This is a genomic window from Streptomyces sp. RFCAC02 (assembly GCF_004193175.1).
Lineage (GTDB): Bacteria > Actinomycetota > Actinomycetes > Streptomycetales > Streptomycetaceae > Streptomyces.
In genome coordinates, this window is record NZ_SAUH01000001.1 from 1277948 (window position 1) to 1303502 (window position 25555).

At 74.1% G+C, this 25555-nt stretch carries 22 protein-coding genes and 1 pseudogene; 15 read left to right on the forward strand and 8 right to left on the reverse strand.

Going from position 1 to position 25555, the window contains the following annotated elements:
* The first annotated feature begins 231 nt into the window (after positions 1-231).
* Positions 232-1995: an NAD+ synthase gene (locus EMA09_RS05770; RefSeq protein WP_129839527.1), complete on the forward strand. Its 1764-nt coding sequence runs from the start codon at positions 232-234 to the stop codon at positions 1993-1995.
* A gap of 22 nt (positions 1996-2017) precedes the next feature.
* On the opposite strand, the gene EMA09_RS05775 is transcribed toward EMA09_RS05770, so the two are convergent.
* From EMA09_RS05775 to EMA09_RS05785, 3 genes are all read right to left on the reverse strand, one after another.
* Positions 2018-2605 (reverse strand): hypothetical protein, encoded by a 588-nt coding sequence (locus tag EMA09_RS05775; RefSeq protein ID WP_129839529.1) that lies wholly within the window; start codon positions 2603-2605, stop codon positions 2018-2020.
* Between the two features lie 18 nt (positions 2606-2623).
* Entirely contained in the window at positions 2624-3520 is an 897-nt protein-coding gene (htpX, locus tag EMA09_RS05780; RefSeq protein WP_129839531.1) for a zinc metalloprotease HtpX, read from the reverse strand.
* A 125-nt stretch (positions 3521-3645) separates the two neighbouring features.
* The gene (locus EMA09_RS05785; RefSeq protein WP_240796634.1) at positions 3646-4641 is read right to left on the reverse strand and encodes an endonuclease/exonuclease/phosphatase family protein; all 996 of its coding nucleotides are present in this window, start codon (positions 4639-4641) and stop codon (positions 3646-3648) included.
* A gap of 361 nt (positions 4642-5002) precedes the next feature.
* On the opposite strand from EMA09_RS05785, the gene panB reads away from it, so the two are divergent.
* Positions 5003-5884, forward strand: a complete 882-nt coding sequence (gene panB / locus EMA09_RS05790; RefSeq protein ID WP_129839535.1) for a 3-methyl-2-oxobutanoate hydroxymethyltransferase — start codon at positions 5003-5005, stop codon at positions 5882-5884.
* Positions 5885-5942: 58 nt separating this feature from the next.
* On the opposite strand, the gene EMA09_RS05795 is transcribed toward panB, so the two are convergent.
* The 3 genes from EMA09_RS05795 to EMA09_RS05805 are packed head-to-tail and all read right to left on the reverse strand — an operon-like array spanning position 5943 to position 7253.
* Positions 5943-6170 (reverse strand): hypothetical protein, encoded by a 228-nt coding sequence (locus EMA09_RS05795; protein ID WP_129839537.1) that lies wholly within the window; start codon positions 6168-6170, stop codon positions 5943-5945.
* Between the two features lie 26 nt (positions 6171-6196).
* Positions 6197-6943, reverse strand: a complete 747-nt coding sequence (gene npdG, locus EMA09_RS05800; RefSeq protein WP_129839539.1) for an NADPH-dependent F420 reductase — start codon at positions 6941-6943, stop codon at positions 6197-6199.
* Between the two features lie 43 nt (positions 6944-6986).
* A complete protein-coding gene (locus EMA09_RS05805) occupies positions 6987-7253 on the reverse strand; it encodes a hypothetical protein (protein ID WP_129839541.1) in 267 nt (88 codons plus the stop codon).
* A gap of 43 nt (positions 7254-7296) precedes the next feature.
* Between EMA09_RS05805 and map the strand changes: the two genes are divergently transcribed.
* From map to EMA09_RS05835, 6 genes are all read left to right on the forward strand, one after another.
* Complete coding sequence (gene map / locus EMA09_RS05810; protein ID WP_129839543.1) at positions 7297-8163, forward strand: type I methionyl aminopeptidase; 867 nt, start codon at positions 7297-7299, stop codon at positions 8161-8163.
* An 88-nt stretch (positions 8164-8251) separates the two neighbouring features.
* The gene (locus EMA09_RS05815; protein WP_129839545.1) at positions 8252-9607 is read left to right on the forward strand and encodes an ABC transporter substrate-binding protein; all 1356 of its coding nucleotides are present in this window, start codon (positions 8252-8254) and stop codon (positions 9605-9607) included.
* A 55-nt stretch (positions 9608-9662) separates the two neighbouring features.
* Positions 9663-10739, forward strand: a complete 1077-nt coding sequence (locus EMA09_RS05820; RefSeq protein WP_240796247.1) for a sugar ABC transporter permease — start codon at positions 9663-9665, stop codon at positions 10737-10739.
* Between the two features lie 60 nt (positions 10740-10799).
* Complete coding sequence (locus EMA09_RS05825) at positions 10800-11642, forward strand: carbohydrate ABC transporter permease (protein ID WP_129839547.1); 843 nt, start codon at positions 10800-10802, stop codon at positions 11640-11642.
* Between the two features lie 58 nt (positions 11643-11700).
* A complete protein-coding gene (locus EMA09_RS05830; protein WP_129839549.1) occupies positions 11701-13287 on the forward strand; it encodes an alpha-amylase family glycosyl hydrolase in 1587 nt (528 codons plus the stop codon).
* A 51-nt stretch (positions 13288-13338) separates the two neighbouring features.
* Positions 13339-14358: an aldo/keto reductase gene (locus EMA09_RS05835; RefSeq protein WP_129839551.1), complete on the forward strand. Its 1020-nt coding sequence runs from the start codon at positions 13339-13341 to the stop codon at positions 14356-14358.
* A 19-nt stretch (positions 14359-14377) separates the two neighbouring features.
* Here EMA09_RS05835 and EMA09_RS05840 read toward each other — a convergent pair whose 3' ends face one another.
* On the reverse strand, positions 14378-15346 hold the full coding sequence (locus tag EMA09_RS05840; RefSeq protein WP_129839553.1) for a pyridoxal-phosphate dependent enzyme: 969 nt from the start codon (positions 15344-15346) through the stop codon (positions 14378-14380).
* Positions 15347-15450: 104 nt separating this feature from the next.
* On the opposite strand from EMA09_RS05840, the gene EMA09_RS05845 reads away from it, so the two are divergent.
* Positions 15451-16413 (forward strand): LysR family transcriptional regulator, encoded by a 963-nt coding sequence (locus tag EMA09_RS05845; protein WP_240796248.1) that lies wholly within the window; start codon positions 15451-15453, stop codon positions 16411-16413.
* Between the two features lie 320 nt (positions 16414-16733).
* Positions 16734-18143 (forward strand): exopolysaccharide biosynthesis polyprenyl glycosylphosphotransferase, encoded by a 1410-nt coding sequence (locus EMA09_RS05850; RefSeq protein WP_240796249.1) that lies wholly within the window; start codon positions 16734-16736, stop codon positions 18141-18143.
* A 32-nt stretch (positions 18144-18175) separates the two neighbouring features.
* Here the strand turns inward: EMA09_RS05850 and EMA09_RS05855 are convergent, their stop codons facing one another.
* Complete coding sequence (locus EMA09_RS05855) at positions 18176-19150, reverse strand: GDP-L-fucose synthase (protein ID WP_129839557.1); 975 nt, start codon at positions 19148-19150, stop codon at positions 18176-18178.
* A 90-nt stretch (positions 19151-19240) separates the two neighbouring features.
* On the opposite strand from EMA09_RS05855, the gene gmd reads away from it, so the two are divergent.
* The 5 genes and pseudogenes from gmd to EMA09_RS29425 all read left to right on the forward strand — a co-directional run.
* Positions 19241-20278: a GDP-mannose 4,6-dehydratase gene (gene gmd, locus EMA09_RS05860; RefSeq protein ID WP_129839559.1), complete on the forward strand. Its 1038-nt coding sequence runs from the start codon at positions 19241-19243 to the stop codon at positions 20276-20278.
* Positions 20279-20397: 119 nt separating this feature from the next.
* Positions 20398-23142, forward strand: a complete 2745-nt coding sequence (locus EMA09_RS05865) for a LamG-like jellyroll fold domain-containing protein (RefSeq protein ID WP_129839561.1) — start codon at positions 20398-20400, stop codon at positions 23140-23142.
* Positions 23142-23663: a hypothetical protein gene (locus tag EMA09_RS29265; protein ID WP_129839563.1), complete on the forward strand. Its 522-nt coding sequence runs from the start codon at positions 23142-23144 to the stop codon at positions 23661-23663. Before EMA09_RS05865 ends, EMA09_RS29265 begins: the two co-directional genes overlap by 1 nt.
* Entirely contained in the window at positions 23660-24502 is an 843-nt protein-coding gene (locus EMA09_RS05875) for a glycosyltransferase (RefSeq protein WP_129839565.1), read from the forward strand. The genes EMA09_RS29265 and EMA09_RS05875 overlap by 4 nt, the downstream gene beginning before the upstream one ends.
* Positions 24503-24586: 84 nt before the next feature.
* Positions 24587-25534, forward strand: a pseudogene (locus tag EMA09_RS29425) (hypothetical protein); the annotation flags it as partial.
* Between the last annotated feature and the right edge of the window lie 21 nt (positions 25535-25555).

Here is a 25555-nt window from a genome sequence, read left to right on the forward strand (position 1 = left end):
CCCGGCGATCGTGACCGAATGTCGTAACCCCCGATACGACCGACACCGCCACCGACCGATTGCGATCGCCATCTGTCGCTTTATGGCTTCTCTTTGACGTCGTGTGGTCCGGAGAACGACCGTTGGCGCCCGCGCAGCGGCGGGCGCCGCGCGTCCGCCGCCGGGTGGCCGGTTCGCCGCCCCCGCCGTCCCGGCCCTCATCGCGTCAGTCGGACGATTACACTCGGCCGCGTGCCTCAGCTACGACTCGCTCTCAACCAGATCGACGCGACCGTCGGTGACCTGTCCGGCAACGCCGACGCCGTCCTGCGCTGGACGCGGCACGGTGTCGAGCAGGGCGCGCACCTGGTCGCCTTCCCCGAGATGATGCTGACCGGCTACCCGGTCGAGGACCTCGCCCTGCGGTCCTCGTTCGTGGCCGCCAGCCGCACCGCGCTGCGCGACCTCGCGGCCCGGCTGCGGGACGAGGGCCTCGGCGATGTGCCCGTCGTCCTCGGCTACCTGGACCGCTCCGAGGACACGCCGGCGCGTGCCGGACTGCCGGCCGGCGCGCCCCGCAACGCCGCCGCCGTCCTGCACCGCGGCGAGGTGGCCCTGTCGTTCGCTAAGCACCACCTGCCGAACTACGGGGTGTTCGACGAGTTCCGCTACTTCGTCCGCGGCGACACGATGCCGGTGGTCCGGGTCGGCGGCGTCGACGTCGCGCTCGCGATCTGCGAGGACCTGTGGCAGGACGGGGGCCGCGTCCCGGCGGCCCGGGCGGCCGGTGCCGGCCTCCTGCTGTCGATCAACGCCTCCCCGTACGAGGTGGCCAAGGACGACACCCGCCTCGACCTGGTCCGCCGCCGCGCGACCGAGGCCGGCTGCGCGCTGGCGTACCTGGCGATGGTCGGCGGCCAGGACGAGCTGGTGTTCGACGGCGACTCGATCGTGGTGGACGCGTCCGGCGAGGTCGTCGCGCGCGCCCCGCAGTTCGCCGAGGAGTGCCTGCTGCTCGACCTGGACCTCCCGGCCGCCGCGCAGGAACCGCCGTCCGGCGAGACGTACGACGGGCTGCGGATCGACCACCGGATTCTGTCCGCCGCGCCCGTCGCCCCCTACACGCCCGAGTACCCGGGCGGGGAGGCCGAGCGGATGGAGGACGCGGAGGAGATGTACCGCGCGCTCGTCACCGGGCTGGCCGCGTACGTCCGCAAGAACGGCTTCAGGTCCGTCCTGATCGGCCTCTCGGGCGGCATCGACTCGGCGCTCGTGGCGGCCATCGCCTGCGACGCCGTGGGCGCGGAGAACGTGTACGGCCTCGCCATGCCGTCGCGCTACTCGTCGGAGCACTCCCTGGACGACGCGCGGGAGCTGGCCGACCGCACGGGTCTGTCGCTGCGGACCGTCCCGATCGGACCGATGTTCGACGCGTACATGGCCTCCGTCGAGTTGACCGGGCTGGCCGAGGAGAACCTCCAGTCGCGCCTGCGCGGCACGCTGCTGATGGCCGTCTCCAACCAGGAGGGGCACCTCGTCCTCGCGCCGGGCAACAAGAGCGAGCTGGCCGTCGGCTACTCGACGCTCTACGGCGACTCGGTCGGCGCCTACGGCCCGATCAAGGACCTGTACAAGACGGGCGTCTACCGGCTCGCCCGCTGGCGGAACGATGCGGCGGCCCGAAGCGGCGGGACGCCCCCGATCCCGGAGAACTCGATCACCAAGCCGCCGAGCGCCGAGCTGAGCCCGGGCCAGGTGGACACCGACTCCCTGCCGGACTACGACACGCTGGACCGCGTGCTGGAGATGTACGTCGACGGCGACCGGGGCCGGGCGGAGATCGTCGCCGCCGGGTTCGGCCCGGACCTCGTGACGCGCGTGCTGAAGCTCGTCGACACGGCCGAGTACAAGCGGCGCCAGTACCCGCCGGGCACGAAGATCTCCCCGAAGGGCTTCGGCAAGGACCGGCGCCTGCCGATCACGAACCGCTGGCGCGAGGACGGCCTGCCCGGCTGATCCCCCGCGGGCGCCCGGCCGGTCACAGGCCGGGCGCCCCCCACACGGGGAACCAGCGCGTGAGGTCGTCCTCGATCCGCAGGTCGTCCGCAAGGACGCCGCGCACCCGCAGCTCCAGGCCATTGTCCCGGCGCTCGTGCCCGCCGGGGACGGGCGCGAACGGGTAGAACGTGCCGCGCTTGTACAGGTAGACGAGGCCGAGCGGCGCGCCGTCGTCCCGGCCGGCGAAGCCCGTGAGGGAGCACAGGAGCTGTGGCCCGAAGCCGGACTCCTGGAGCAGCGTGTTGATGGCGTGCAGGTCGTTGACCAGGTCGGCCAGGGCGTCGGGGGTGTGGCGGCAGAGGACCCAGGTGTAGCCGTAGGAGTCCTGCTCGAACTCCACGGGCACGCCCCCGGACGGGGTGTCGGCGTCCAAGAGCTGCCGGACGTCCTGCCTGACCCGGGCGAACGCGCCGCCCTCCACGCTCGCGAAGCACACCGATCCGAGCCCCGTCGGGGCGAAGCCGGCCGCCGCCTGCAGCGTGACGGCCGCCGACGGCAGGCCGAAGAGCTGGTCGAGGTCGGGCCGCACGGGCTTGCTGCGGCCCAGGATCACGTCGAGGAAACCCACCGTCGGCTCCTTGCTCGCTCAGGGGCGGCCCAGCTCGCCCGAGAGGCGGGCGAGCCGGTCGAGCCGCTGCTCCAGCGTCGGGTGGGACGAGAGCAGCCTGCTCAGGCTCTCGCCGGTGACGGCCGGGGCGAAGAAGAAGGCGTTGAACGGTTCCGCCTGCCGCAGGTCGCGCGTCGGGATGCGGCCCATCTGGCCCGACACCTTGGTCAGCGCTGACGCCAGGGCCGAGGGCCGGCCGGTGAGCAGCGCCCCGGCCCGGTCGGCGGACAGCTCGCGGTAGCGCGAGAGCAGCCGCGTGAGCAGGAAGCTGATCACGTAGACGACGGCGCTGACCAGCGGGACGAGGATCAGCGCGACGTTCTGGTTGTTGCCGCGGGAGCGGCCGAGGCCGGTCCACAGGGCCATCCGGGTGATGAGGCCCGCCACGACGCCGAGGAACCCGGCGACCGTCATGACCGCCACGTCGCGGTGCGCCACGTGCGACAGCTCGTGGGCGAGCACCCCCTCCAGCTCGTCGGGCTCCAGGCGGCGCAGCAGGCCGGTCGTGGCGCAGACCAGGGACTTCTTGCGGCTGCGGCCGGTGGCGAACGCGTTGGGCACGTCGGTGGCGGCGATGGCGACGCGCGGCTTGGGCATGTCGGCGAGGGCGCACAGCCGGTCCACGGCGCCGTGCAGCTCGGGCGCCTGCGCGGGCGTGACCTCGCGGGCGCCCATGCCGAACGCGGCGATCCGGTCGCTGAACCAGAACTGGAGCACGAACACGACCCCGGCGATCACCACGATCATCGGCCAGCTGTTCCCGAGGGCGGCGATCAGGACGCCCACGAAGACGACCCACAGCAGCCCGATCAGGAACATGGTGAGAACCATGCGCTGCGTGAGTCCTCGGTCGGGCGCGTACCGGGTCCTGGCCACTCCTCCCGCCTCCCTCGTCTCTCGCCTCCCTCCAACGTAGAGCAGAGGGGACGAGAGCGGCACGACGGGGCGATCCGAGCGATCCCGACAATCAGGACGAACGGCGGCGAACCGTGACGCGCCGGCTACGGGCTGACGCGGGCTGCCACCGGCAGGTGGTCGCTGCCCGTCCCGGGGAGCGTCCAGGACGACACCGGCTCCAGGTCCCGCACGAGGATCTGGTCGATGCGCGCCATGGGGAACGCCGCGGGCCACGAGAAGCCGAACCCGGCGCCCGCCGCGCCCTGGGTGGAGCGCAGCTTCGACGTCAGCGGGGCGAGCGCGCCGTCGTTCATCGTGCCGTTGAGGTCGCCGGCGACGAGGGCGAGCGGAACCTCCTCCTCGGCGACGGCCCGGCCGAGCAGCTCCGCCGCCTCGTCGCGCTGCCCGGCCGTGAAGCCGGCCCTGAACTGCACCCGGACCGACGGGAGGTGCGCCACGAAGACGGCCACGTCGCCGAAGTCCGTGTCGACGACGGCCCGCATGGCGCGCGGCCAGTCCATCCCGATGTCGACCGGCTCGCCGTCACCCATCGGGTAGCGGCTCCACAGGCCGACCGTGCCCTGCACGGAGTGGTACGGGTAGCCGGCGGCGAGGGCGTCCTCGTACCCGGCGACCGCGTCCGGCGGCACCTCCTGGAGGGCGATGAGGTCGGCGCCGGAGTCGGCGAGCCGCCGGGCGGTGCCCTCGGGGTCGGGGTTGTCCGCGTCCACGTTGTGGCTGACGATCATGAGCGCGCCGCCGGGGCCCGTCTTGTCCACGAGCAGGCCGCCGAAGAGGTTCAGCCAGACGAGGACGGGCAGCAGCACGGCGATGAGGGCGGTGAACGAGCGGCGCAGCAGCGCGCACAGCAGGAGGACGGGCACCGCGAGGCCGAGCCACGGCAGGAACGTCTGGAGGAGGCTGCCGAGATTGCCCAGGCTGTTGGGCACGCGGGAGTGCAGCAGCATCAGGAGCGCGAGGGCGAGGGCGAGCGCGGTGGGCCACAGTCCGCGGCGCCACCGGCCCGTACGGTCGCCCCAGCCGCCGCGCCCGGACGTCCCCGCGTCGCCGCAGCAGCCGCGCCGCAGCAGCCGGCGCAGCCGTCCGGGGTCCGCGGCGGTCGCGCCGTCCGTGCCGCCCGGCGCGCCGTCGTCACCCGCGTCCGGGTCGCGCTGTGTGTCCGGGGTCTCCACCCGTGCCATCCACTGCCCTCGCTGACCGTCGCTTCCTCGCCCGGACCGCCCGCGCGCCACGGCCGCGGCGCGGCGCGGGACGGTCACGGGGGTGCACGGGACAACCGTTATATCAGCCGTACGGAGGCGCGCAGTTGCGCTCCGTGTGCGCCGGCGGCTCCCCCCTGCGCGCGGCCCCCCTTCCGGCGACCGGCCGCCGGTGCGACCATGGAAGACGATCCGGGGACGCCGTCTGGCGCTTCGAGACGACAGGAACAGGAGCAGCGTGATGACGCCATCCACGCCTGCGAAGGCGCCGGCCGGTGCGGCCGTGACGCCGACGCTCTACGGTGGCCGCGGCAGCCGCCGCGTGACCGTACGGGACATAGCGGCCGCGAAGGCGCGCGGCGAGAAGTGGCCGATGCTGACCGCGTACGACGCGATGACGGCCTCGGTGTTCGACGAGGCCGGGATCCCGGTCATGCTCGTCGGTGACTCGGCGGGCAACGCCCACCTCGGCTACGACAGCACGGTTCCGGTGACGCTGGAGCAGATGACGATGCTGTCGGCGGCCGTCGTGCGCGGGACGCGGCGGGCCATGATCGTGGCGGACCTGCCGTTCGGCTCGTACCAGGAGAGCGCCACGCAGGCGCTGCGCAGCGCGACGCACCTGGTCAAGGAGGCCGGGGTCGGCGCGGTCAAGCTGGAGGGCGGCGAGCGGTCGGCCGACCAGATCCGGCTGCTGGTCGAGGCCGGCATCCCGGTGATGGCCCATGTCGGGCTGACGCCGCAGTCCGTCCACGCCTTCGGCGGCCATCCGGTCCAGGGGCGGGGCGAGGAGGCCGCGCAGCAGCTCCTGCGGGACGCGAAGGCGGTGCAGGACGCGGGCGCGTTCGCCGTGGTCCTGGAACTGGTGACGGCGCCGCTCGCGGCCGAGGTCACGCGCAGCCTGCACATCCCGACGGTGGGCATCGGCGCGGGTCCCGACTGCGACGCGCAGGTCCTGGTGTGGACGGACATGGCCGGCATGACGGACTGGCCCGGCGGGCGCACGCCCCGGTTCGTGAAGCAGTTCGCGCAGTTGCGGACGGCGCTCGGCGACGCGGCGCGGTCCTACGCGGAGGAGGTCGTCGGCGGGACGTACCCGGCCGATGAGCACAGCTTCCGCTGATCCCGGCGCGCCCGCCCGGTCCCTCCGGGGGCCGGGCGGGCGTCCGCGCGCTGGGGTGTCAGGGCGCCGGGGTGCGGGCCTTGGAGCGGCGCAGGTAGTACCAGCCCATGTTCGACGCGAGGCCGGCCATCAGGATCCAGCAGACGAGGCCGATCCAGTTCCCCCGGACGAGGGACAGGACCGCCGCCGCGACCGTCGCCACGCACACGAGCAGGGCGTAGCGGGCGAGGTTGCGTGCCCGCCGGGCCTCGGCGGTGGCGCCGGCGGTCGTGGGGCGTGCGGTCACGGGCGGCATGGGGTGGCTCCCGGTGGCTAGAGATCGGTGACGCGCAGGCCGGCGTGGGCCTTGTAGCGCCGGTTGGTGGAGATGAGGTTCGCGACGAGCGCCTCGACCTGGTGGGCGTTGCGGAGGCGGCCCGCGTAGATCCCGCGCATGCCCTCGATGCGGCCGGCCAGCGCCTGCACGATCTCGCAGTCGGCCCGGCGGTCGCCGAGGACGAGGACGTCGGTGTCGATGGCGCCGACGGACGGGTCGCGCAGCAGGACGGCCGACAGGTGGTGGAACGCGGCGGTGACGCGGGAGTCCGGCAGGATCGCGGCGGCCTGCTGGGCGGCGCTGCCCTCCTCGGGGACGAGCGCGTAGGCGCCGTGCTTGTCGAAGCCGAGCGGGTTGACGCAGTCCACGACGAGCTTGCCCGCGAGGTCACCGCGCAGGCCCTCCAGGGTGGCGCGGTGGCCGTCCCAGGGCACGGCGACGATCACGACGTCGCTCGCGCGGGCGCAGGCGGCGTTGTCCGCGCCGGTGACCTCGCCTGCGGCCGCGGTGTCCGGGGCGCCGGGCGCCGCGAGGTCGGCGGTGATCTCCTCGGCGGCCGCGGTGGCGCGCTCCGCCGTGCGGGAGCCGATGACGACGCGCTGGCCGACGCGGGCGAACCGGTGCGCGAGGCCGCGGCCCTGGTCGCCGGTGCCGCCGAGGACACCGACGACGAGGTCGGAGACGTCCGGCAGGTCCCAGGGATCTTTCGGCGGCGCCTTCGGCGCGGGCGGGGTGTCGCTCATGGCGGCCATCCTCCCACCCGGCGCCGGCGTCGGGCCGGGAGGGTCACCCGTCCGTTTCGTCCCCGCCGCCGTCGCCGTCGCGCCGGGCGGGACGGTCGTTCCAGCGGGGGTCGGTGCGCCACGCCTCGTCGCGGGCGCGGGCGGTGTCCACCGCGTGCTGCGCCTCCTCCCGGGTCGGGTAGGGGCCGAGGCGGTCCTTGGCCGGGCAGTCCGGGCCTTCCTCGACCGCGCGGTGCTTCAGGCAGTAGAACCACTCGCCGGGCCGGCCGGTGGTCCGGTGGGAGAAGAGCCGTCCGAAGTTGGGAGTCATCTCCTCATCCTGCCCCGATCCCCGCCTCCCGTAGACTTTTCGCATGTCTGGCCAGTCACTCCTCACCCCCGGCACGATCTCCCCGCGGCGTTCCGTCCCCTCGGCCATCCCCCGGCCGGAGTACGTCGGGCGGCCCGCGCCGGCCCGCTACACCGGGCCGCACGTCCAGGACGCGGAGACGGTGGAGCGGATGCGGGTCGCCGGGCGGATCGCGGCCCGGGCGATGGCCGAGGCCGCGGCGCGCATCGCGCCGGGCGTGACGACGGACGAGCTGGACGCGGTCGCGCACGCCTATCTGTGCGACCACGGCGCGTACCCCTCGACCCTGGGCTACCGGGGATTCCCCAAGTCTCTGTGCACCTCGGTGAACGAGGTCATCTGCCACGGCATCCCCGACTCGACGGTGCTGCGCGCCGGCGACATCGTGAACCTGGACGTGACCGCCTTCGTCGGCGGCGTCCACGGCGACACCAACGCCACCTACCTCGTGGGCGGCGAGGACGCGGTGGACGAGGAGTCGCGGCTGCTGGTGGAGCGGACCCGCGAGTCGCTGGACCGGGCGATCAAGGCGGTGCGCCCCGGCCGGCGCGTGAACGTGATCGGCCGCGTCATCGAGTCGTACGCGAAGCGCTTCGGCTACGGCGTGGTGCGCGACTTCACCGGGCACGGCGTCCACACCGCGTTCCACTCCGGGCTGATCATCCCCCATTACGACGATCCGAACGCGACGCTGGAACTGGAGCCCGGCATGACGTTCACGATCGAGCCGATGCTCACCCTCGGCACGCACGAGTGGGAGATGTGGGACGACAACTGGACGGTCGTCACGCGCGACCTGCGGCGCACCGCCCAGTTCGAACACACGCTCGTCGTGACGGACGGCGGCGCCGAGATCCTGACGCTGCCCTGAGCCGCCCGGGACACTGACGGCGTTCCGGTGACTTTTTCACGATAAGCGCGTTTTCTCCTTGGGTGTGCTGTGCGGGCGCGGGAGGCTGATGCCCTGTTCCGCGCGCCATCCACCCAAGGAGTACGTCCTGGGCACGTCCAACCGCAGAGCACGGGCCACGGTGTTCTGTGTCATCACGGTCCTGCTGGCATCGGCCTGCGGCGGCTCGGGTGATGGCTCGGCGGCGGTCGAGCCCCGGGCGGTCGGCCCCGCGAAGGGTTCCATCACCTGGTACGCGATCAACTTCGGCCCCGAGGGGCTGCCGCAGAAGCTGATCGACGCGTTCGAGGAGAAACACCCGGACATCACCGTCACCTACCAGCCCGCGCCCAACAACACCGACACCATGCGGGCGACGCTGACCACCGAGATCTCCGGCGGCTCCGGCGCCGTGGACGTCTACAACGGCGACCTCGTGTGGCCCGCGCAGTTCGGTGACGCGACCCTCGCCCTGCCGCTGGACGAGCACCTGCCGGACGGCTACTGGGACCGGTTCGAGGAGGAACGCTCCCGCACCACGGAGTACGAGGGGGAGCACGTCGCCGTCCCCTTCTACAGCGACTCCGGCTTCCTCTACTACCGTAAGGACCTGCTGGAGAAGCACGACCTGCCGGTGCCGAAGACCTGGGAGGACCTCGCCGAGACGGCGGCGAAGCTCCAGGACAGCGGGGACGTGCGCTACGGCTACGTCGGCCAGTGGGCCAACTACGAGGGCCTCACCGTCAACTGGAGCGAGCTGTCGGCCGCCGGCGGCGGGCGCAGCGTGTCGGCGGACGGGCAGCGGCCCGCCATCGACTCGCCGGAGAACGAGCGGGTCCTGTCGTTCATGCGCGGCATGATCGAGGACGGTGTGGCGCCCCCGGCGACCACCAGCTTCCAGGAGCAGCAGTCGCTCCAGACGTTCCTTGAGGGCGACGCCGCGTTCCACCGGAACTGGGCGCACGGCTGGGGCGAGTCGAACAACCCGGAGACCTCGCACATCGTGGGCAAGGTCGGCCTGTCGCCGCTGCCGGCGTTCGAGGGCGAGGACGGCCCGGGGCCGTCCGGGGCCGGCGGCTGGAACCTCATGGTGAACCCCCACAGCGAGGCCCTCGGCGCGTCCCTGGCGTTCGTCGAGTGGATGACCGGTCCCGAGGCCCAGCGCATCCTCGCCGAGAACACCGTGATCCCCGCCCTCAGCGAGGTGCTGCACGACAAGGACCTCCAGCGCGACAACCCCGCGCTCGCCGCCGCCGCCGACGTGCCGGTCGTCTCCCGCCCCGCGGACACGCCCCGCTACCCGCAGATCAGCCGCGGCATCTACACGCACCTCAACGCCGCGCTCGCCGGGTCCGCCACCCCGAAGGACGCCCTGCGGGCCGCGGCGGACGACATCGGACGAGCACTGGACGGCCGGGCGCTGTGACCACCACCGGCCGGGCGGTCGCCCGCGGGCGGCGCCCCGGAGACGAGGAGACCCCGTGAGCGACGACCTCCCCGAGGGCGCACCCCCGGCCGGCGGGCCACCGCCCGACGACGCCGGGACGCCGTCGTACGTGCCGCGCGGCGACACGGCGGGCGGCGTGCGCGGCAGCACCGCCGCCACGGCCGCCCCGCCCGGCGGCGAGGGCGGCCGGCTCCGGCGCGCGGGCCGGCACCAGTCGCTGCTGGAGCGCCGCTTCGCCCGGATGGGCTGGTTCTTCGCCGCCCCGGCGCTCGTGGTCGTGCTCGCGGTGACGCTGTTCCCCATCGGGTTCTCCGTCGCGATGAGCCTGAGCGACGTGACGGTCTCGTCGAACGGCTTCCACCTGTCCGGCGTGACCACCGACAACTACACGCTGCTCCTCGGGTCGGCGCGCTGGCAGCACGCACTGGCGTTCACGGTGCTGTACACGGTCGGCACGGTGGTGGCCGAGCTGGTCCTCGGGACGCTCATCGCGCTCGTCCTCGAACGCCTCTCCGGCAGCCGCGGCTGGATGATGGCGCTGCTGCTCCTGCCCTGGGCCATGATCACGGTCGTGTCCGCGCAGCTGTGGGCGTACATGTACAACGGCGTCTACGGCGTCCTGACCGCCGTCTCCGAGGGACTGACGGGCGAGGCGCGGCAGTTCCTCGGCACGCCGGGTCCCGCCATCCTGTCGATGGCCGCGGCCGACGTGTGGAAGACGACGCCGTTCGTGGCGATCATCGTGCTCGCCGGCCTCATGATGCTGCCGAAGGACGTCGTGGAGGCGGCCAAGGTGGACGGCGCGGGGGCCTGGACGGCGTTCTGGCGGGTGCGGCTGCCGCTGCTGCGGCCTGCGCTCGTGATCGCGGTGCTGTTCCGCATCCTCCAGGCGTTCGGGATCTTCGACCTGCCGTTCGTCCTGACCGGCGGCGGCCCGGGCAACGCCACCGAGTCACTGGCGCTGCTGGGCTGGCAGGTCATGTTCACCAACCTCGACTTCGGCCCCGGCGCGGCCGTCGCGGCGAGCACGGCCGGCCTGGTCCTGGTGGGGTGCCTGCTGTTCCTCAGGGCGTTCAAGGCCCGGGTGGGCGACGAGGAGAGCACCGCGTGACCGCGCCGCCGCCCCCGTACCGCGTGCCCACCTGCTCCCCCACGTGAAGGGACTCACACCATGGCGTCGCACGAGCCACGTTTCCGGGTGCGCTTCACCTGGGTCCACGGCGCCGCGCTGCTCATCGCCGCGTTCGTCGCCGCGCCGCTGTACTGGATGGCGGTCAGCTCCCTCAAGCCGCAGGACGAGATCGGCGCGAACCCGCCGACCGTGTGGCCCGACCACGCGACGCTCGCGAACTACCGGGACGCGTTCGTCGAGAACAACTTCGGCGTCTACCTGCTGAACTCCGCCGTCGTCTCCGTCACCGCGACGATCCTGGTGCTGGGCCTCAGCACCTTCGCCGGCTACGCGCTGGCACGCCTGCCCCTGCGCGGCAAGGCGCCGGTCATGATCTCGCTGCTGATGATCTCGCTGTTCCCCACGATCGCGCTGGCGGCGCCCCTTTTCCTGCTGATGCGCGATCTGGGCTGGCTCAACAGCTACCAGGGCCTGATCATCGTGTACGCGGCGCTGAACGTGCCGTTCGCCGTCTGGATCCTGCGGAACTTCTTCCTCGGGATCCCGAAGGAGATGGAGGAGGTCGCATGGGTGGACGGCGCGTCGCCGCTGCGCACCGTGCTGACCATCATCATCCCGCAGGCGGCGCCCGGCGTGTTCACGGCGGCGATCTTCACCTTCACCGCGTGCTGGACGGAGTTCCTCATCGCGCTGACCCTGAACACGGCCGACCGTTTCCGGACGATGCCGGTGGGACTCGCGCTGTTCGGCAGCCAGTTCACCGTGCCGTACGGGACGATCTTCGCGGCGGCCACGGTCTCGGTCCTGCCGATCGCCCTGCTGGTGCTGGTGTTCCGCCGCGCCGTGGTGTCGGGGCTGACGTCGGGCGCCGTGAAGGGCTGACCGCCGCACCGCCGCCGCACCGCAGCCCCGCCCGCACCGGCCCCGAGAGAGGTTCGCCTTGCCGACCCCGCGCAGCACACCGTCCTGGCTGGCCGACGCCGTCCTCTACCAGATCTATCCGCAGAGCTTCGCGGACTCGGACGGCGACGGCGTCGGCGACTTCGCCGGCATCACCGCGCACCTGGACCACCTGGCCTGGCTCGGCGTCACGGCCGTCTGGCTCAACCCCTGCTTCGCCTCCCCGTTCCGCGACGCCGGCTACGACGTGTCGGACTACCTGTCCGTCGCACCGCGCTACGGCACCGAGGACGACCTGGCCGAACTGGTCGAGGCCGCCCGCGCCCGCGGCATCCGCGTCCTGCTCGACCTCGTCGCGGGCCACACCTCGGACGAGCACCCGTGGTTCATCGCGGCGCGCGACGACCCCGCGGACGGCCGGTACATCTGGGCCGACGGCCGCCCGCCCCGGTTCGTCCCCTCGCCCGGGCGCAGGCCCGGCAGCTACCTGCCGAACTTCTTCGACAGCCAGCCCGCCCTCAACTTCGGGTACGCCCGCCCCGACCCGGACGAGCCGTGGCGGCAGCCCGTCGACGCCGAGGGGCCGCGCGCCAACCGGGCGGCGCTGCGCGAGATCATGGACCACTGGCTGGGGCTCGGCCTGTCCGGTTTCCGCGTGGACATGGCGCACTCGCTGGTGAAGGACGACCCGGACCTGACCGAGACCGGGAAGCTGTGGACGGAGCTGCGGACCTGGCTCGACGGCGCCCACCCGCAGGCGGCGCTGCTCGCCGAGTGGGGCGACCCGGCGGTGTCCGTGCCGGCGGGCTTCCACTCCGACTTCTTCCTCCAGTTCGGCGGCCCGTCCGACGGTCTGCCGCTGCGCTCGCTGTGGAACAACGGGACCGGCACCGTCGCCTCGCACTGGCAGCCGCGGCAGGCGTACTTCGACGCGGACGGCGGCGGCTCGGCCGGTCCCTTCGTCACGGCGTGGCAGTCCGTCGCCGCGGTGATCGGCGACCGCGGGTTCATCACGCTGCCCACCGCGAACCACGACTTCTCCCGGCTGTGCTGCGGCCCGCGCACGGCGGAGCAGTTGCCGCCGGCGTTCGCGTTCCAGCTCACCTGGCCGACGCTGCCCGCGATCTACTACGGCGACGAGATCGGCATGCGGTACGTCCCCGGGCTGCCCGACCACGAGGGGAGCGAGCTGGAGCCCGGCTACAACCGCGCCGGCTCCCGTACACCGATGCAGTGGGGCGGCTCCCCCAACGCCGGCTTCTCCACCGCGCCCGCCGACCGCCTCTACCTGCCGCTCGACCCCGACCCCGACCGGCCCACCGTCGCGGCGCAGCGGGCGGAGCGGGGCTCGCTGCTGCACCTGGTGCGCCGGCTGATCTCACTGCGCCGGAACACGCCCGAGCTGGGCAGCCGGGGGTCCGTCGAGGTCCTGCACACCGGCTATCCGCTGGTGTACGTGCGGGGCGACCGCTACCTCGTGGTGATCAACCCGCGCCGCGACGCCGCGTCGCTGCCGCTGCCGCGCCCCGGCCTGGCGCACGCGGGGCTGATCGAGGGGACGGGTGTGGCGGTGGAGGGGGCGCGGATCCTGGCCGACGGCTTCTCCTGGGCGGTCTTCTCCCTCTGAGGGAGAACGCGGCTTGCCATGGAGCGTTCTCCAGCGTCCAGACTGCCGGGCATGACAGATCAGCACGGCAACAGCGACAACGGCACCCGGCGGACGCTCGGACGCAGCGGCATCGAGGTGAGCGCCCTCGGCTTCGGCTGCTGGGCGATCGGCGGCGAGTGGCACGACACGTCCGGCGCCCCGCTGGGCTGGGGCGCGGTGGACGACGCGGAGTCCGTCCGCGCGATCCACCGCGCCCTCGACCTCGGTGTGACGTTCTTCGACACGGCGGACGTCTACGGGGCCGGCCACTCCGAGCGGGTGCTCGGCCGCGCCCTGGCCGACGGGCGGCGGGACCGCGTGGTCCTGGCGACGAAGTGGGGCTCGGTGTTCGACGAGGCCACCAGGACCATGGCGGACGAGCCCGGGCTCACCCCCGCGTACGCCAGGTCGGCCCTGACCGCGTCCCTGAAGCGGCTGGGCACGGACCACATCGACCTCTACCAGTTCCACGTGAACGGCGGCCCCCTCGACGCCGCGGCCGAGCTGCGCGAGGCGTGCGAGACGTTCGTCGCCGAGGGGCTGATACGGGCCTACGGCTGGTCCACGGACGACCCCGACCGCGCGCGGTTCTTCGCCGAGGGGCCGCACTGCGCGTCCGTCCAGGTGGGCTGCAACGTCCTGGACGACGCCCCGGAGATGCTCGCGCTCGCCGACGAGCTGGACATCGCCGCCATCGTGCGCGGACCGCTCGCCATGGGCGCCCTGACCGGCAAGTACTCCGGCGGCGGCAGCGTGACGTCGGCCAGCGACCTGCGGGCGAAGCCGCCGGCGTGGCTCGCGTTCTTCGAGGACGGGCGGGTCACGGCGGAGTGGCAGCAGCGGTTCGACGCGGTGCGGGAGGTGCTGACCTCCGGGGGGCGCACGCCGGCGCAGGGCGCGCTGGCGTGGCTGTGGGCGCGCAGCCCGCGCACCGTGCCGATCCCCGGGGCCAGGACGCCGGAGCAGATCGAGGAGAACGCCGGGGCGATGGCGTTCGGCCCGCTGACGGACGGCCAGATGGCGGAGATCGAGAAGCTCCTCGGCCGCTGACCCCGGGGAGCAGGACCGGTCAGGCCGCCTCGGTCATGCAGGCGCGCAGCTCGGCCTCCGCCGCGTTCCCGCCGCTGCACACCACGCCGATCCGCCGGCCCGCGACGCGGTCCCGGTGGGTCAGCACGGCGGCCAGGGCCGTCGCCCCCGCCCCCTCCGCGAGGGTGTGCGCGTCGCGCATCAGCAGCCACTGGGCCGCCGCGATGGCGTCGTCGGGGACGAGCAGGAAGTCGGCGAGGTGCGCCCGCATGACCTCCTGGGTGAGGGCGAAGCCGCTGCCGGTGGCCAGGCCCTCCACCCGCGTGCGGATGGGGCGTTCCACGAGGGTCCCCGCCCGCCACGAGTCGTGCGCGGCGGGGGCGGCGGCCGACTGCACGCCGATGACGCGGCAGTGGGGCGCGACCGCGGCGGCGACCAGGCAGGCCGCCGCGGCGCCGCTGCCGCCGCCGACCGGCACCACCAGCGTGTCGAGGTCAGGCGCCTGGTCGAACATCTCCAGGTAGGCGGTCGCGACACCGGCGATCAGCGCGGGCTCGTTCGCGGCGTGGACCAGCCGCATGCCGCGCCGCTCCGCGACCGCCGCAGCCGTGGCGGCCGCGCCCGTCATGTCGGCGCCGGACTCGATCAGCTCGGCGCCCAGGGCGCGGACCGCGGCGGCCTTCGCCGGGTTGGGCGCCTCGGGCATGACGATGACGCACGGCACGCCGTGGTGGCGGGCCGCGTAGGCGAGGGACTGGGCGTGGTTGCCGGTCGAGAAGCCGACGATGCCCCGGGCGCGCTCCTCGGCGCCGAGGCCGGCCAGCAGCGTGAGGCCGCCGCGGACCTTGAACGCCCCGGTCGGCTGGACGTTCTCGTGCTTCAGCAGCACGGTGGCGCCCCCGCCCACCGCCGCGTCCAGCGACGGGTAGGACCACAGGGGCGTCGGGGGGAGGTGGTCGGCCAGCAGTCGGCGGGCGCGGAGCGCGTCGGTGATGGTCGGTGCTCGCATGTCACCACGATGACAGGCCACGACCCATAGATCCAATGCCTGTTTTCTCGACGATCATCGAAGCTGTCTATGAATCGGCGGCCACCGGAGCTAGGGTTCGGGCCATGACGTCCGGATTGTTCGACCTGACGCGGCTGCGCGTCCTGGTCGCCGTGGCCAAGGAGGGCTCGGTGACGGCGGCCGCCGAGGCGCTCGGCTACGCCCAGCCCTCCGTGAGCCACCACCTGGCGAAGCTGGAGGCCGAGGCAGGGGTGCCGCTGGTACGGCGGGCCGGGCGCGGCATCCTCCTCACCGACGCGGCGCGGCTCCTCGTGGCACGCGCCGAGGAGATCCTCGGGCAGGTCGCGTCGGCCCGCGCCGAACTCGCGGCGCACGCCGGGCTGCGGGCGGGCCGGGTGCGGCTCGCGGCGTTCCCCTCGGCGCTGGCCACCGTCGTCCCCCCGGCGGTGGCGCGGCTGGCGGCGGACCACCCAGGCGTCGCCGTGGCCCTCACCGAGGCCGAGCCGCCCGAGGCGCTGACCGCCCTGCGCACCGGGGAGGCCGACGCCGCCCTGATATTCGAGCACGACGAACCCCGCCCCGCCGACCGGCGCAACACCACCGTCACGCCGCTGCTGGACGAGCCGGTCCACCTGGTGGCACCGGCCGGCGCCGCCCCCGCGCCGGACGGCGGGCTCGCCGCGCACCGGGACGGCACCTGGATCGCCGGCTGCGAACGCTGCCGGCTGCACCTCGTCGCGATGTGCGGCCGGCTCGGCTTCGCGCCGCGCATCAGGTTCGAGACGGACGACCACGTGGCCGTCCAGGCGCTGGTGGCCGCCGGGCTCGGCGTCAGCGTCCTGCCCGACCTCGCGCTGCGGGCGCACCGGCACGCCGGCGTGACGACCGAGCCGCTCCCCGGGGAGCGGCGGCGCGTCTCCCTCGCCCACTGGGGGGCGCCCCCGGCACCCCTGCCCGTACAGGCGTTCGCGGCGGCGCTGACCGCCGTCGTCGCCGGCCTCGGGGCGGACCGGACGGACGCCGGGGCGCACGCCGGCGCGGACGGCGCCGGAGGTTTTGGCCAGTGATCCGGGCGGTTTCGGAAAGTTCCCACAAACACCGGCCGAACAGCTCCCCCATGCCCTAGCCTCGTGGGCGGCAAGGGGCGCGCACTCACGGGGAGATGAGGACGCGCCCTCCTTCGGTGTCCGCTCCACGGCTGCGCCCCCACCGCCGCCGCACCGGTGCCACCGCCGCACCGTCGCATCCGCACGTCAGGGGGTCGGTCTTGCGTCGTCCACTTCCTTCACGCTCCGGAATCGCCCGAAGACAGGATGTCCCGCCCGCGAGGACCGTCGCCCGCCGCCGCGCCCCGTCCGCCGATCGCGCCGCACGGACCGCCTGGTACGTGCCCCTCACCGTCACGGCCGACGCCGCCGGGGTCTTATTGCCCGTCCTCGTCGTCTACCGCACCGCCCCCGGGCACTCGCCGCTGGCCGCCGCCACCGTCACCGCCCTGGCGTGGACCGGTGTCCGCGCCGCCCAGCGCCGCTACCGCGCCCAGACCATCGGCGAGAACCGCGGCCTCGTCGCCACCGTCCACGACTGGCTCGTCCTCGTCGGCCTCCTCGCCGCCCTGCGCGCCATGACCGGCGAGGACTCCGACATCGCCTCCGCCCTCCTCGCCCTGCTGCCCGCCCTCGCCGTCACCGGCGCGACGGGCGCCGCCGTCCACGCCCACCTGACCGCGCGCCGCCACCGGGCGGAGGCCGTACGGCGCGTGCTGGTCGTCGGGGAGGCAGGGCCGGTCGACGGTGTCGTGGCGCAGCTCGCCGCCCGCACCGACCACGCGTACGTCGTCATCGGCACCGTCCTGGTCGGCGAGGACGGCGGCCTGACCTGCGGCGTCCCCGAGATGGGCCGCCTGCCCGCCACCGACGGGGCCGTGCCGGCCGTGCCCGGCCCGGTGCCCGGGCCGCCCGACGGGCCGACCGTCCTGGCCGCCGCCCGCGCCCAGGCCGCCGACCTCGTGCTCGCGGTGCCCGGCGCGCTCCTCACCGGGGAGCGGCTGCGGCGCCTCGGCTGGTCCGTGCACGACGCCGGCCTCACCCTGTCCGTCGCCTCCGGGCTCACCGACGTCGCGCCGCGCCGCGTCAGCGTCTCCACCGCGGCCGGGCTGACGTTCCTCCACGTCGCGCCGCCGCTGCGCCGCGGGCCGCAGCCCGCGGCCAAGGCGGTGCTCGACCGCGCGGCGGCGGCCGTCGCGCTCGTCGCTCTCGCGCCGCTGCTGCTGCTCCTCGCGCTCGCCGTCCGGTGCGACTCGCGCGGCCCCGTCCTCCACCGGCAGACCCGCGTCGGCCTGCAGGGCGAGCCGTTCACGCTGTGGAAGTTCCGCACGATGGTGCCCGACGCGGAGGCGCGGCGGCCCGGGCTCGAAGCGGCGAACGAGTACCGCGGCGGGCCGCTGTTCAAGATCCGCCGCGACCCGCGCGTCACCCGCGTCGGGCGGCTGCTGCGCCGCACGTCGCTCGACGAGCTGCCGCAGCTCGTCAACGTGGTGCGCGGCCAGATGGCGCTGGTCGGGCCGCGCCCGCCGCTGCCCGACGAGGTCGCCCGCTACGGCCCGGTCGAGCTGCGGCGGCTGCTGGTGCGGCCCGGCCTCACCGGGCCGTGGCAGGTCAGCGGGCGCGCCGACCTGTCGTGGGACGAGGGCCTCGCCCTCGACCTGCACTACACCGACAACTGGTCGGTCACCGGCGATCTGGACGTGCTGGCGCGGACGTTCCGTGCCGTCCTCGACGGCCGCGGCGCGTACTGATGGGCCGCGCACAGCGTCCCGGCACGGGCGGGTCAGGCGCCGTCCCGCGCCTCCGACGCCAGCCACCAGCGGTAGGTGTCGGCGATGCCCTCGGCCAGCGGCACGCGCGGCGCGAAGCCGAGGGCGCGCAGGCGCGCGGTGTCCAGCAGCTTGCGGGGGGTGCCGTCCGGCTTCGAGGTGTCCCAGGAGATCCGCCCCTCGAAGCCCGTCACGCGGGCCACGGTCGCGGCCAGGTCGGCGATGGTCAGGTCGGTGCCGCTGCCGACGTTCACCGGTGTGTCGCCGTCGTGCGCCGCGAGCAGCGTCACACAGGCGCGCGCCAGGTCCGAGCTGTGCAGGAACTCGCGGCGCGGCCTGCCCGTCCCCCACAGCACGACCTCGTCGCGGCCCGCCTCGCACGCCTCGTGGAAGCGGCGGACCAGCGCCGGCAGGACGTGCGAGGTCTCCGGGTCGAAGCTGTCGCCCGGGCCGTAGAGGTTCGTCGGCATGGCGGCGATGTACGAGCGGCCGAACTGCCGCCGGTACGCGCGGATCTGGGTGATGCCCGCGATCTTCGCCACGGCGTACGCCTCGTTCGTCGGCTCCAGCGGGCCGGTGAGCAGCGCCTCCTCCGGGATGGGCTGCGGCGCGAGCCGCGGGTAGATGCACGACGAGCCGAGGAACAGCAGCCGGTTCACGCCGGCGGTGTGCGCCCCCGCGACGACGCTGAGCTGGATCAGCAGGTTGTCCTCCAGGAACGGCACCGGCATGCGGTCGTTCGCGAGGATGCCGCCCACCCGGGCGGCGGCCAGGACGACCGCGTCGGGGCGCACGGCGGTCAGCCACGCGCGGGTGCGGTCGGCGTCGCGCAGGTCGAGCTGATCGCGGGTGCGGGTGAGCACCTCGTGTCCTTCGTCGGTGAGGGCGCGGGCGATCGCGGACCCGGCGAGACCCCGGTGCCCGGCGACGAACACCCGGGCGCCGCGCGGGAGAAGGGACCGTTCGGGGAGCTGCGGCTGGCTCGTCATGGGCCGGATTGTGCCAGCGCGGCGGTGCCGCCGTACGGCGAAGTGTCGGAATGGGGGCGCGCGACCCGCGCGGCCGCGGGAAGGACGGGCATGACCGGGGACAACGGAAGCGACGGGGGCAGGACCGCGCTCATCACCGGGGTGACCGGGCAGGACGGCTCGTACCTCGCCGAACTGCTCATCGCCAAGGGCTACACGGTGCACGGACTGCTGCGCCGCTCCTCGTCGTTCAACACCGAGCGCATCGACCACGTCTACCAGGGGCCGCAGGAACCGGGCCGCTCGCTGGTGCTGCACCACGCGGACCTCTCGGACGGCGTCGCCCTCGTCAACCTGCTGCGCGAGGTGCGGCCCGACGAGGTCTACAACCTGGGCGCCCAGTCGCACGTGCGGGTGTCGTTCGACGCGCCGCTGTACACGGGCGACGTGACGGGGCTCGGGACGCTGCGGCTGCTGGAGGCGATCCGGGCCAGCGGGATCGAGACGCGGATGTACCAGGCGTCGTCGTCGGAGATGTTCGGGTCGGTGCCGCCGCCGCAGAACGAGCGCACGCCGTTCCACCCGCGCAGCCCGTACGGGTGCGCCAAGGTGTACGGCTACTGGTCGGTCGTCAACTACCGCGAGGCGTACGGACTGTTCGCGGTGAACGGCATCCTGTTCAACCACGAGTCGCCCCGGCGCGGCGAGACGTTCGTGACGCGCAAGATCACGCGTGCCGTGGCCCGGATCCGCGCGGGTCTCCAGGAGCGCCTCTACCTCGGCAACCTCGACGCCGTCCGGGACTGGGGCTTCGCGCCCGAATACGTCGAGGCGATGTGGCGCATGCTCCAGCGGGACGAGCCGGACGACTACGTGGTGGCCACCGGAGTGCCCGCGACGGTGCGGGACTTCCTCGGCGCGGCGTTCGCCGCCGGCGGCCTCGAATGGCGCGAGCACGTGCGGTTCGACCCGAAGTACGAGCGGCCGAGCGAGGTGGACGCGCTCGTCGGGGACGCGTCGAAGGCGGCCGACCTGCTGGGCTGGCGGCCCGCCGTGCACTGGCGGGAGCTGGCCGGGCTGATGGTGGAGGCCGACATCGCCGCGCTGGACGCGGAGTTGAGCGGCGCGAGTGTGCGGATCGACCGGTGAGGGCCGGGCGGTGGAGGCGAGTCGTGGAGGCGGGGCGTGAGGGCGACGGTGAGATGGCGGGAGCTGTGGTGAACGGGCGGACGCGCGGGAGGCGCGGCGGCGCGGCACGGACGCGCCTGATGACGTACGGGGCGGCGGCCGCCGTGCTGGCGGGGAGCCTCGCGGCGGGCGCGCTGCCGGGCCCGGCGGCGGCCCCTGAGGCGGCGGCGCTGACGGCGCCGCTGACCATGACGGCCGAGGACCTGCCGACCTGGCAGACCAACGGCATCGTGTACGCGCTGGCCGCCGCCGACGGGGTGGTGTACGCGGGCGGCACATTCTCGACCGTCCGGCCGCCGGGCGCCGAGTCGGGCACCGGGGAGCGGGCGGCGGCGAACTTCGTCGCCCTCGACGCGGCCACGGGCGAGCCGGTCGCCGGCTGCGACCTGGAGTTCACGGTCGGCTCGGGCAGCGCCACGATCCGGGCGCTCGCCGTGTCGCCGGACGGGGACACGCTGTACGCGGGCGGCACGTTCGGCTCGGTCGACGGCGTCGGCGCGTCCAGTGTCGCCGCGTTCGACCTGCCGAGCTGCGAGCGCAGGACGTTCCCCGTCGCCGCGAACGGCATCGTGCGGTCCATCGCGGCCACCGACGACCGGGTGTACCTCGGCGGCGACTTCACCACCCTGAACGGGCAGGACCGCTCGCGGTTCGGCGCCGTCACGGCCGACGGCGACGTGGTCGCGGGCTGGCGGGCGGACGCCGACGAGATCGGGAAGGCCGTCGCGGTCACCCCGGACGGCGAACACGTCCTGCTGGGCGGCGACTTCTTCGAGATGAACGGCGCCGACTCGCACGCCCTCGCGGTCGTGGACGCCGACACGGGCGCCAACGTCAGGACGTACCCGGAGGGCTTCATCGAGACGAGGTCGACCGTCCAGACGATCGCGACGGACGACACGAGCTTCTACGTGGGCGCCGAGGGCACCGGCGGCGGCGTGTTCGACGGCCGGATCGCGCTCAGCCTCGACACGTTCGACCAGCGGTGGCGCGACACCTGCCTCGGCGCGACGCAGAGCGTCACGGTCCACGGCGGGGTGCTCTACAGCGGCCACCACGCGCACGACTGCTCCAGCATGGGCGAGTTCCCGAACCAGGAGCGGTACCACCTGTTCGCGCAGTCGGTGTCGGGGCCGGCGAAGCTCGGCTGGTTCCCCAACACGAACGACGGCCTCGGCGAACAGCTCGGCCCGCGCGTGCTGCTGCCCGCCACCGGCCACCCGGACGACAACCGGGACTTCCTGTGGGTCGGCGGCGGCTTCACCACGGTCAACGGGCAGGCGCAGTGGGGCCTCACCCGGTTCGCGACCGGCCCGGACACGGGGGCACCGAGCACACCCGAGGCGCACGCGGCGAGCCTGGCTGCCGACAGCGTGACGGTGACGTGGGGCGCCGGCCTGGACCTGGACGACAGCCTCCTCACCTACCGGGTCTACCGGGACGGCGGCACCACGCCCGTGCACACGGTCGAGGGCTCGTCGCTGCCGTGGTCCCGCCCGCAGTTCACGTTCGACGACCCGGACGTGGCGGCCGGCGAGACCCACAGCTACCGGATCAGCGCGACGGACGGCGCCGGCAACACGAGCGCCCTGTCGGCCCCGGTGACGGTGACCGTGGCGAGCGGCGGGCAGCCGTACGCGGACGCCGTCCTGGCCGACGACCCGCTGCTGTACTGGCGGTTCGACGAGACCGCGGGCAATTTCGTCTCCGACGCCTCGGGCAACGGCATGAGCGGCACGCACCGGGGCGGCCCCGAGCGCGGCGCGACCCCGGCGGCCGTGCCGGGTCCGGGCGCCGCGTCGGTCGGGTACGACGGCGCGGACGCGTACACCTACACCGACCGGCCGACGGCGGGCCTGACGCGCTTCACGCTGGAGACGTGGTTCAGGACGACGACCACCAGCGGCGGCAAGCTCATCGGGCTCGGCAACCGGACCCTGGAGGACAGCACCAGCCGCGACCCGAACCTGTACATGCTGGACAACGGGCAGCTCTCGTTCGGCATCGTCAGCGGCAGCAGCCGCACCCTCACCACCCCGGGCCGCTACAACGACGGCGAGTGGCACCACGTCGCGGTCTCGATCGGCGCGGCCGGCATGCGGCTGTACGTGGACGGCGCCCAGGTGAACGCGAACCCCCTCTTCACCTCGGCCCGTTCGATCACGGGTTACTGGCGCACCGGCGGCGACTCCCTCGCCAACTGGGCGAACCGGCCGTCCAGCGACCACTTCGAAGGGCAGCTCGACGAGACGGCCGTCTACCCGGCGCAGCTCTCGGCCGCCCGCGTGCAGGCGCACTGGGCGGCGGCCTCCGTCCCCGCCGACACGGTGACGCAGGTCGCGCCGGACGCCGACACGTACGTCAACGCGGCGGCGGCGAGCACCGTGTACGGCACGCACCAGCAGCTCGCGGTGCGCGGCTCGACGGCGTACGAGAGCTATCTCGGGTTCGATCTGCCGGCGGCGCCGCCGGGCCAGGTCCTCAAGGGCGCGGCGCTGCGGGTCCGTGTCAGCGGGGACTCGGTCGCGGGGTCCGTGGACGACTTCGCCGTCGTGCCGGTGGAGGGCGCGTGGAGCGAGAGCGGCACGTCCTGGGGCAACCGGCCGGCGCTCGGCGACACGGCCATCGGCGGCCTGTCGTCGCCCGACGCGCTGGGCGGCGTGTACACCGTGCCGCTCGACCTGGCGACGGTGCGGGCTGCTCTCGGCGGCGGGTTCGACGTGGCGCTGACCGGTGAGGGGACGGACAGCCTGTGGATCGGTTCACGGGACGCGTCGTCGTCGGCGAACCGGCCGCAGCTCCTGCTCACGTTCGGGGCGGCCTGATGCGGCGCCCGCGGACGGCCGTGGCGGCGCTGCTGCTGGCGGGGGCGCTCGCGGCGTGCGGCGGTGGCGGTGACGGTTCCGGCGGGGGCGACGGCGGTGACCGCGCGGCGGCGACGGAGGGCGCCGCGTCCCCGGCGGACGACGGCGCGCCGGAGCCGGACGGCGGGGTGACCGACCCGTCCGGCACCCCGGACCCGGCGGACGACCCGGGCGAGTCCGGCGACTCCGGCGACAGCGGCGACTCCGGCAGTGACCCCGGTGACGCCGGGGACGACACCGACGCCGGGGAGCGGCTGACGGAGGAGCAGGAGGAGTACCTCGAAGGACGCGTGCCCGATGGCACCGACCCGGACGCGATCCTCGGCCTCGGCACGGAGGCGTGCGACCGCCTCGGCTACCTCCAGCGGCACGACCCGGACGGCGTCGCGGCCGCCGTGCGCGAGGGCGAGATCCCGGGCGCCGAGGAAGCCGTCGCCCACCTGTGCCCCGAATACGCCGAACTGCTGGAGGACGAGGGATGACGCGGCTCCCCATCGTGGTGGCCATCCCCACGAAGAACGAGGCGGCCGGCATCACCGCGACCGTGCGCTCGGTCGTCGGGCACGTGGCGGCCGTCGTCGTCGTGGACTCGGACAGCACCGACGACACCCGCGCGCTCGCGAAGGCAGCGGGCGCCGAGGTCGTCCCCTACGTGTGGGACGGCCGCTACCCGAAGAAGAAGCAGTGGATCCTCGACCACGTCCATCCGGGGACGGACTGGGTGCTCTTCCTCGACGGCGACGAGACGGCGAGCGGCGAACTGCTGGCGGAGCTGCGGCGGATCTTCCTCGACGGCCGCCCGGTGCGCCCGGCGGCGTTCGACATACCGCTCGGGTACTGGTTCGGCGGCCGGCGGCTGCGCCACGGGTACACGATCGTCAAACGCGCGCTCGTGGACCGGCGGCGGGTCGGGTTCCCCGAGCCGGACGACCTCGCGGCGCCCGGCATGGGCGAGCAGGAGGGCCACTACCAGCCGCTCGCCGACCCCGTGCACCGGCTGCGCGCCACGATCGAGCACAACGACCGCGACCCGGTGCGCACCTGGTTCGAGCGGCACAACCGGTACTCCGACTGGGAGGCGTGGCTGGAGGCGCACCCGGAGGTCCGCGAGCAGGTCAGGCGCGCGAAGACCCGGCAGGGGCAGGTGTTCCACCGGGCGCCGTTCAAGCCGCTCCTGTCGTTCGGCTACGCGTACGTGTGGCGGCGCGGCTTCCTGGACGGGCGGGCCGGCCTCGACCACGCGCTGGCGATGAGCTTCTACCGGTGGCAGATCGGCGTGAAGACGCGGGAGCTGCGCCGGGAACCGTCACCGCCCGCCTGACCGCCGTCCGTCCCCGGGGGGAGGCGGGAGGATCGGCGCGGCGGCGGACGCCCGTGACACGCGGCCGTCCGTACGGTCCCGGCCGTGACCGATCCTTCCGACTCCCCGCGCCGCGCCGCCCTCCGCGATCCGTACTGGGACACCGTCCGCTGGGTGGCCGGCGCCCTCGTGGTCTTCGGGCACGTGGTGGACGGCGTCGCGGATACGCAGCACGGGCTGCTGCGGTGGCTGTACGTCGCGACCTGGCCGCTGCGGGTCCCGCTGCTCGCGCTGCTGTCCGGCTGGTTCAGCTCGTCCGCGCCGCTGACCCGCCGCTCGCTGCGGCGGCTGGGGCTGACGCTGCTGGTGCCGTACCTGGCGGTGGGCCTGCTGCACTCGTTCCAGCGGCTGGCCATGACGGGCCGGTGGTGGTGGCACGTGGACATGCCCGCGTGGGGGCTGTGGTTCCTGCTGTCGCTGCTGCTGTGGCGGACGGCGCTGCCCTGGATCGTACGGCTCCGCCGCCCGGTGTCCCTCTCCATGGCGCTCGCGCTGGGCGCCGGTTACGTGCCACTGCTCGCTGACTGGCTGGCGCTGTCGCGCACGCTGTGCTTCCTGCCGTTCTTCCTCATCGGCCACCGTCTGCGGCAGGGGGCCGGCTCGGACATGCTGCGTCCCGGCGTGACCTGGAGCCGCTGGACGGCCGTCGCTGTGCTCACGGCCCTGGGCGTCGCGGGCTGGTGCACACGCGACGGGGTGTCCTTCGCCTGGCTCCGCATGCAGGGGCCGTACGAGGCGGACTACGGGCTGCCCACCGCGTACGACTGGTCGATCCGTGCGGCCGTCCTGCTGATCGGCACGGCGGGAGCCCTCGCACTGCTGCGCCTGATGCCCCGCGGCAGAGTCCCGTTCCTGTCGTTCCTGGGAACGGGCGGCATGTACCTCTACGTACTGCACCCGCTCGTACTGCGTCCCCTGCTGGAGTGGCCGGGAGTGGGGTGGATCAACGGCTGGCCGACGGAAGTGGCGGCGCTGGCCTGCGCGCTCGCCCTGGCCGCGGCACTGGCGTCCCCA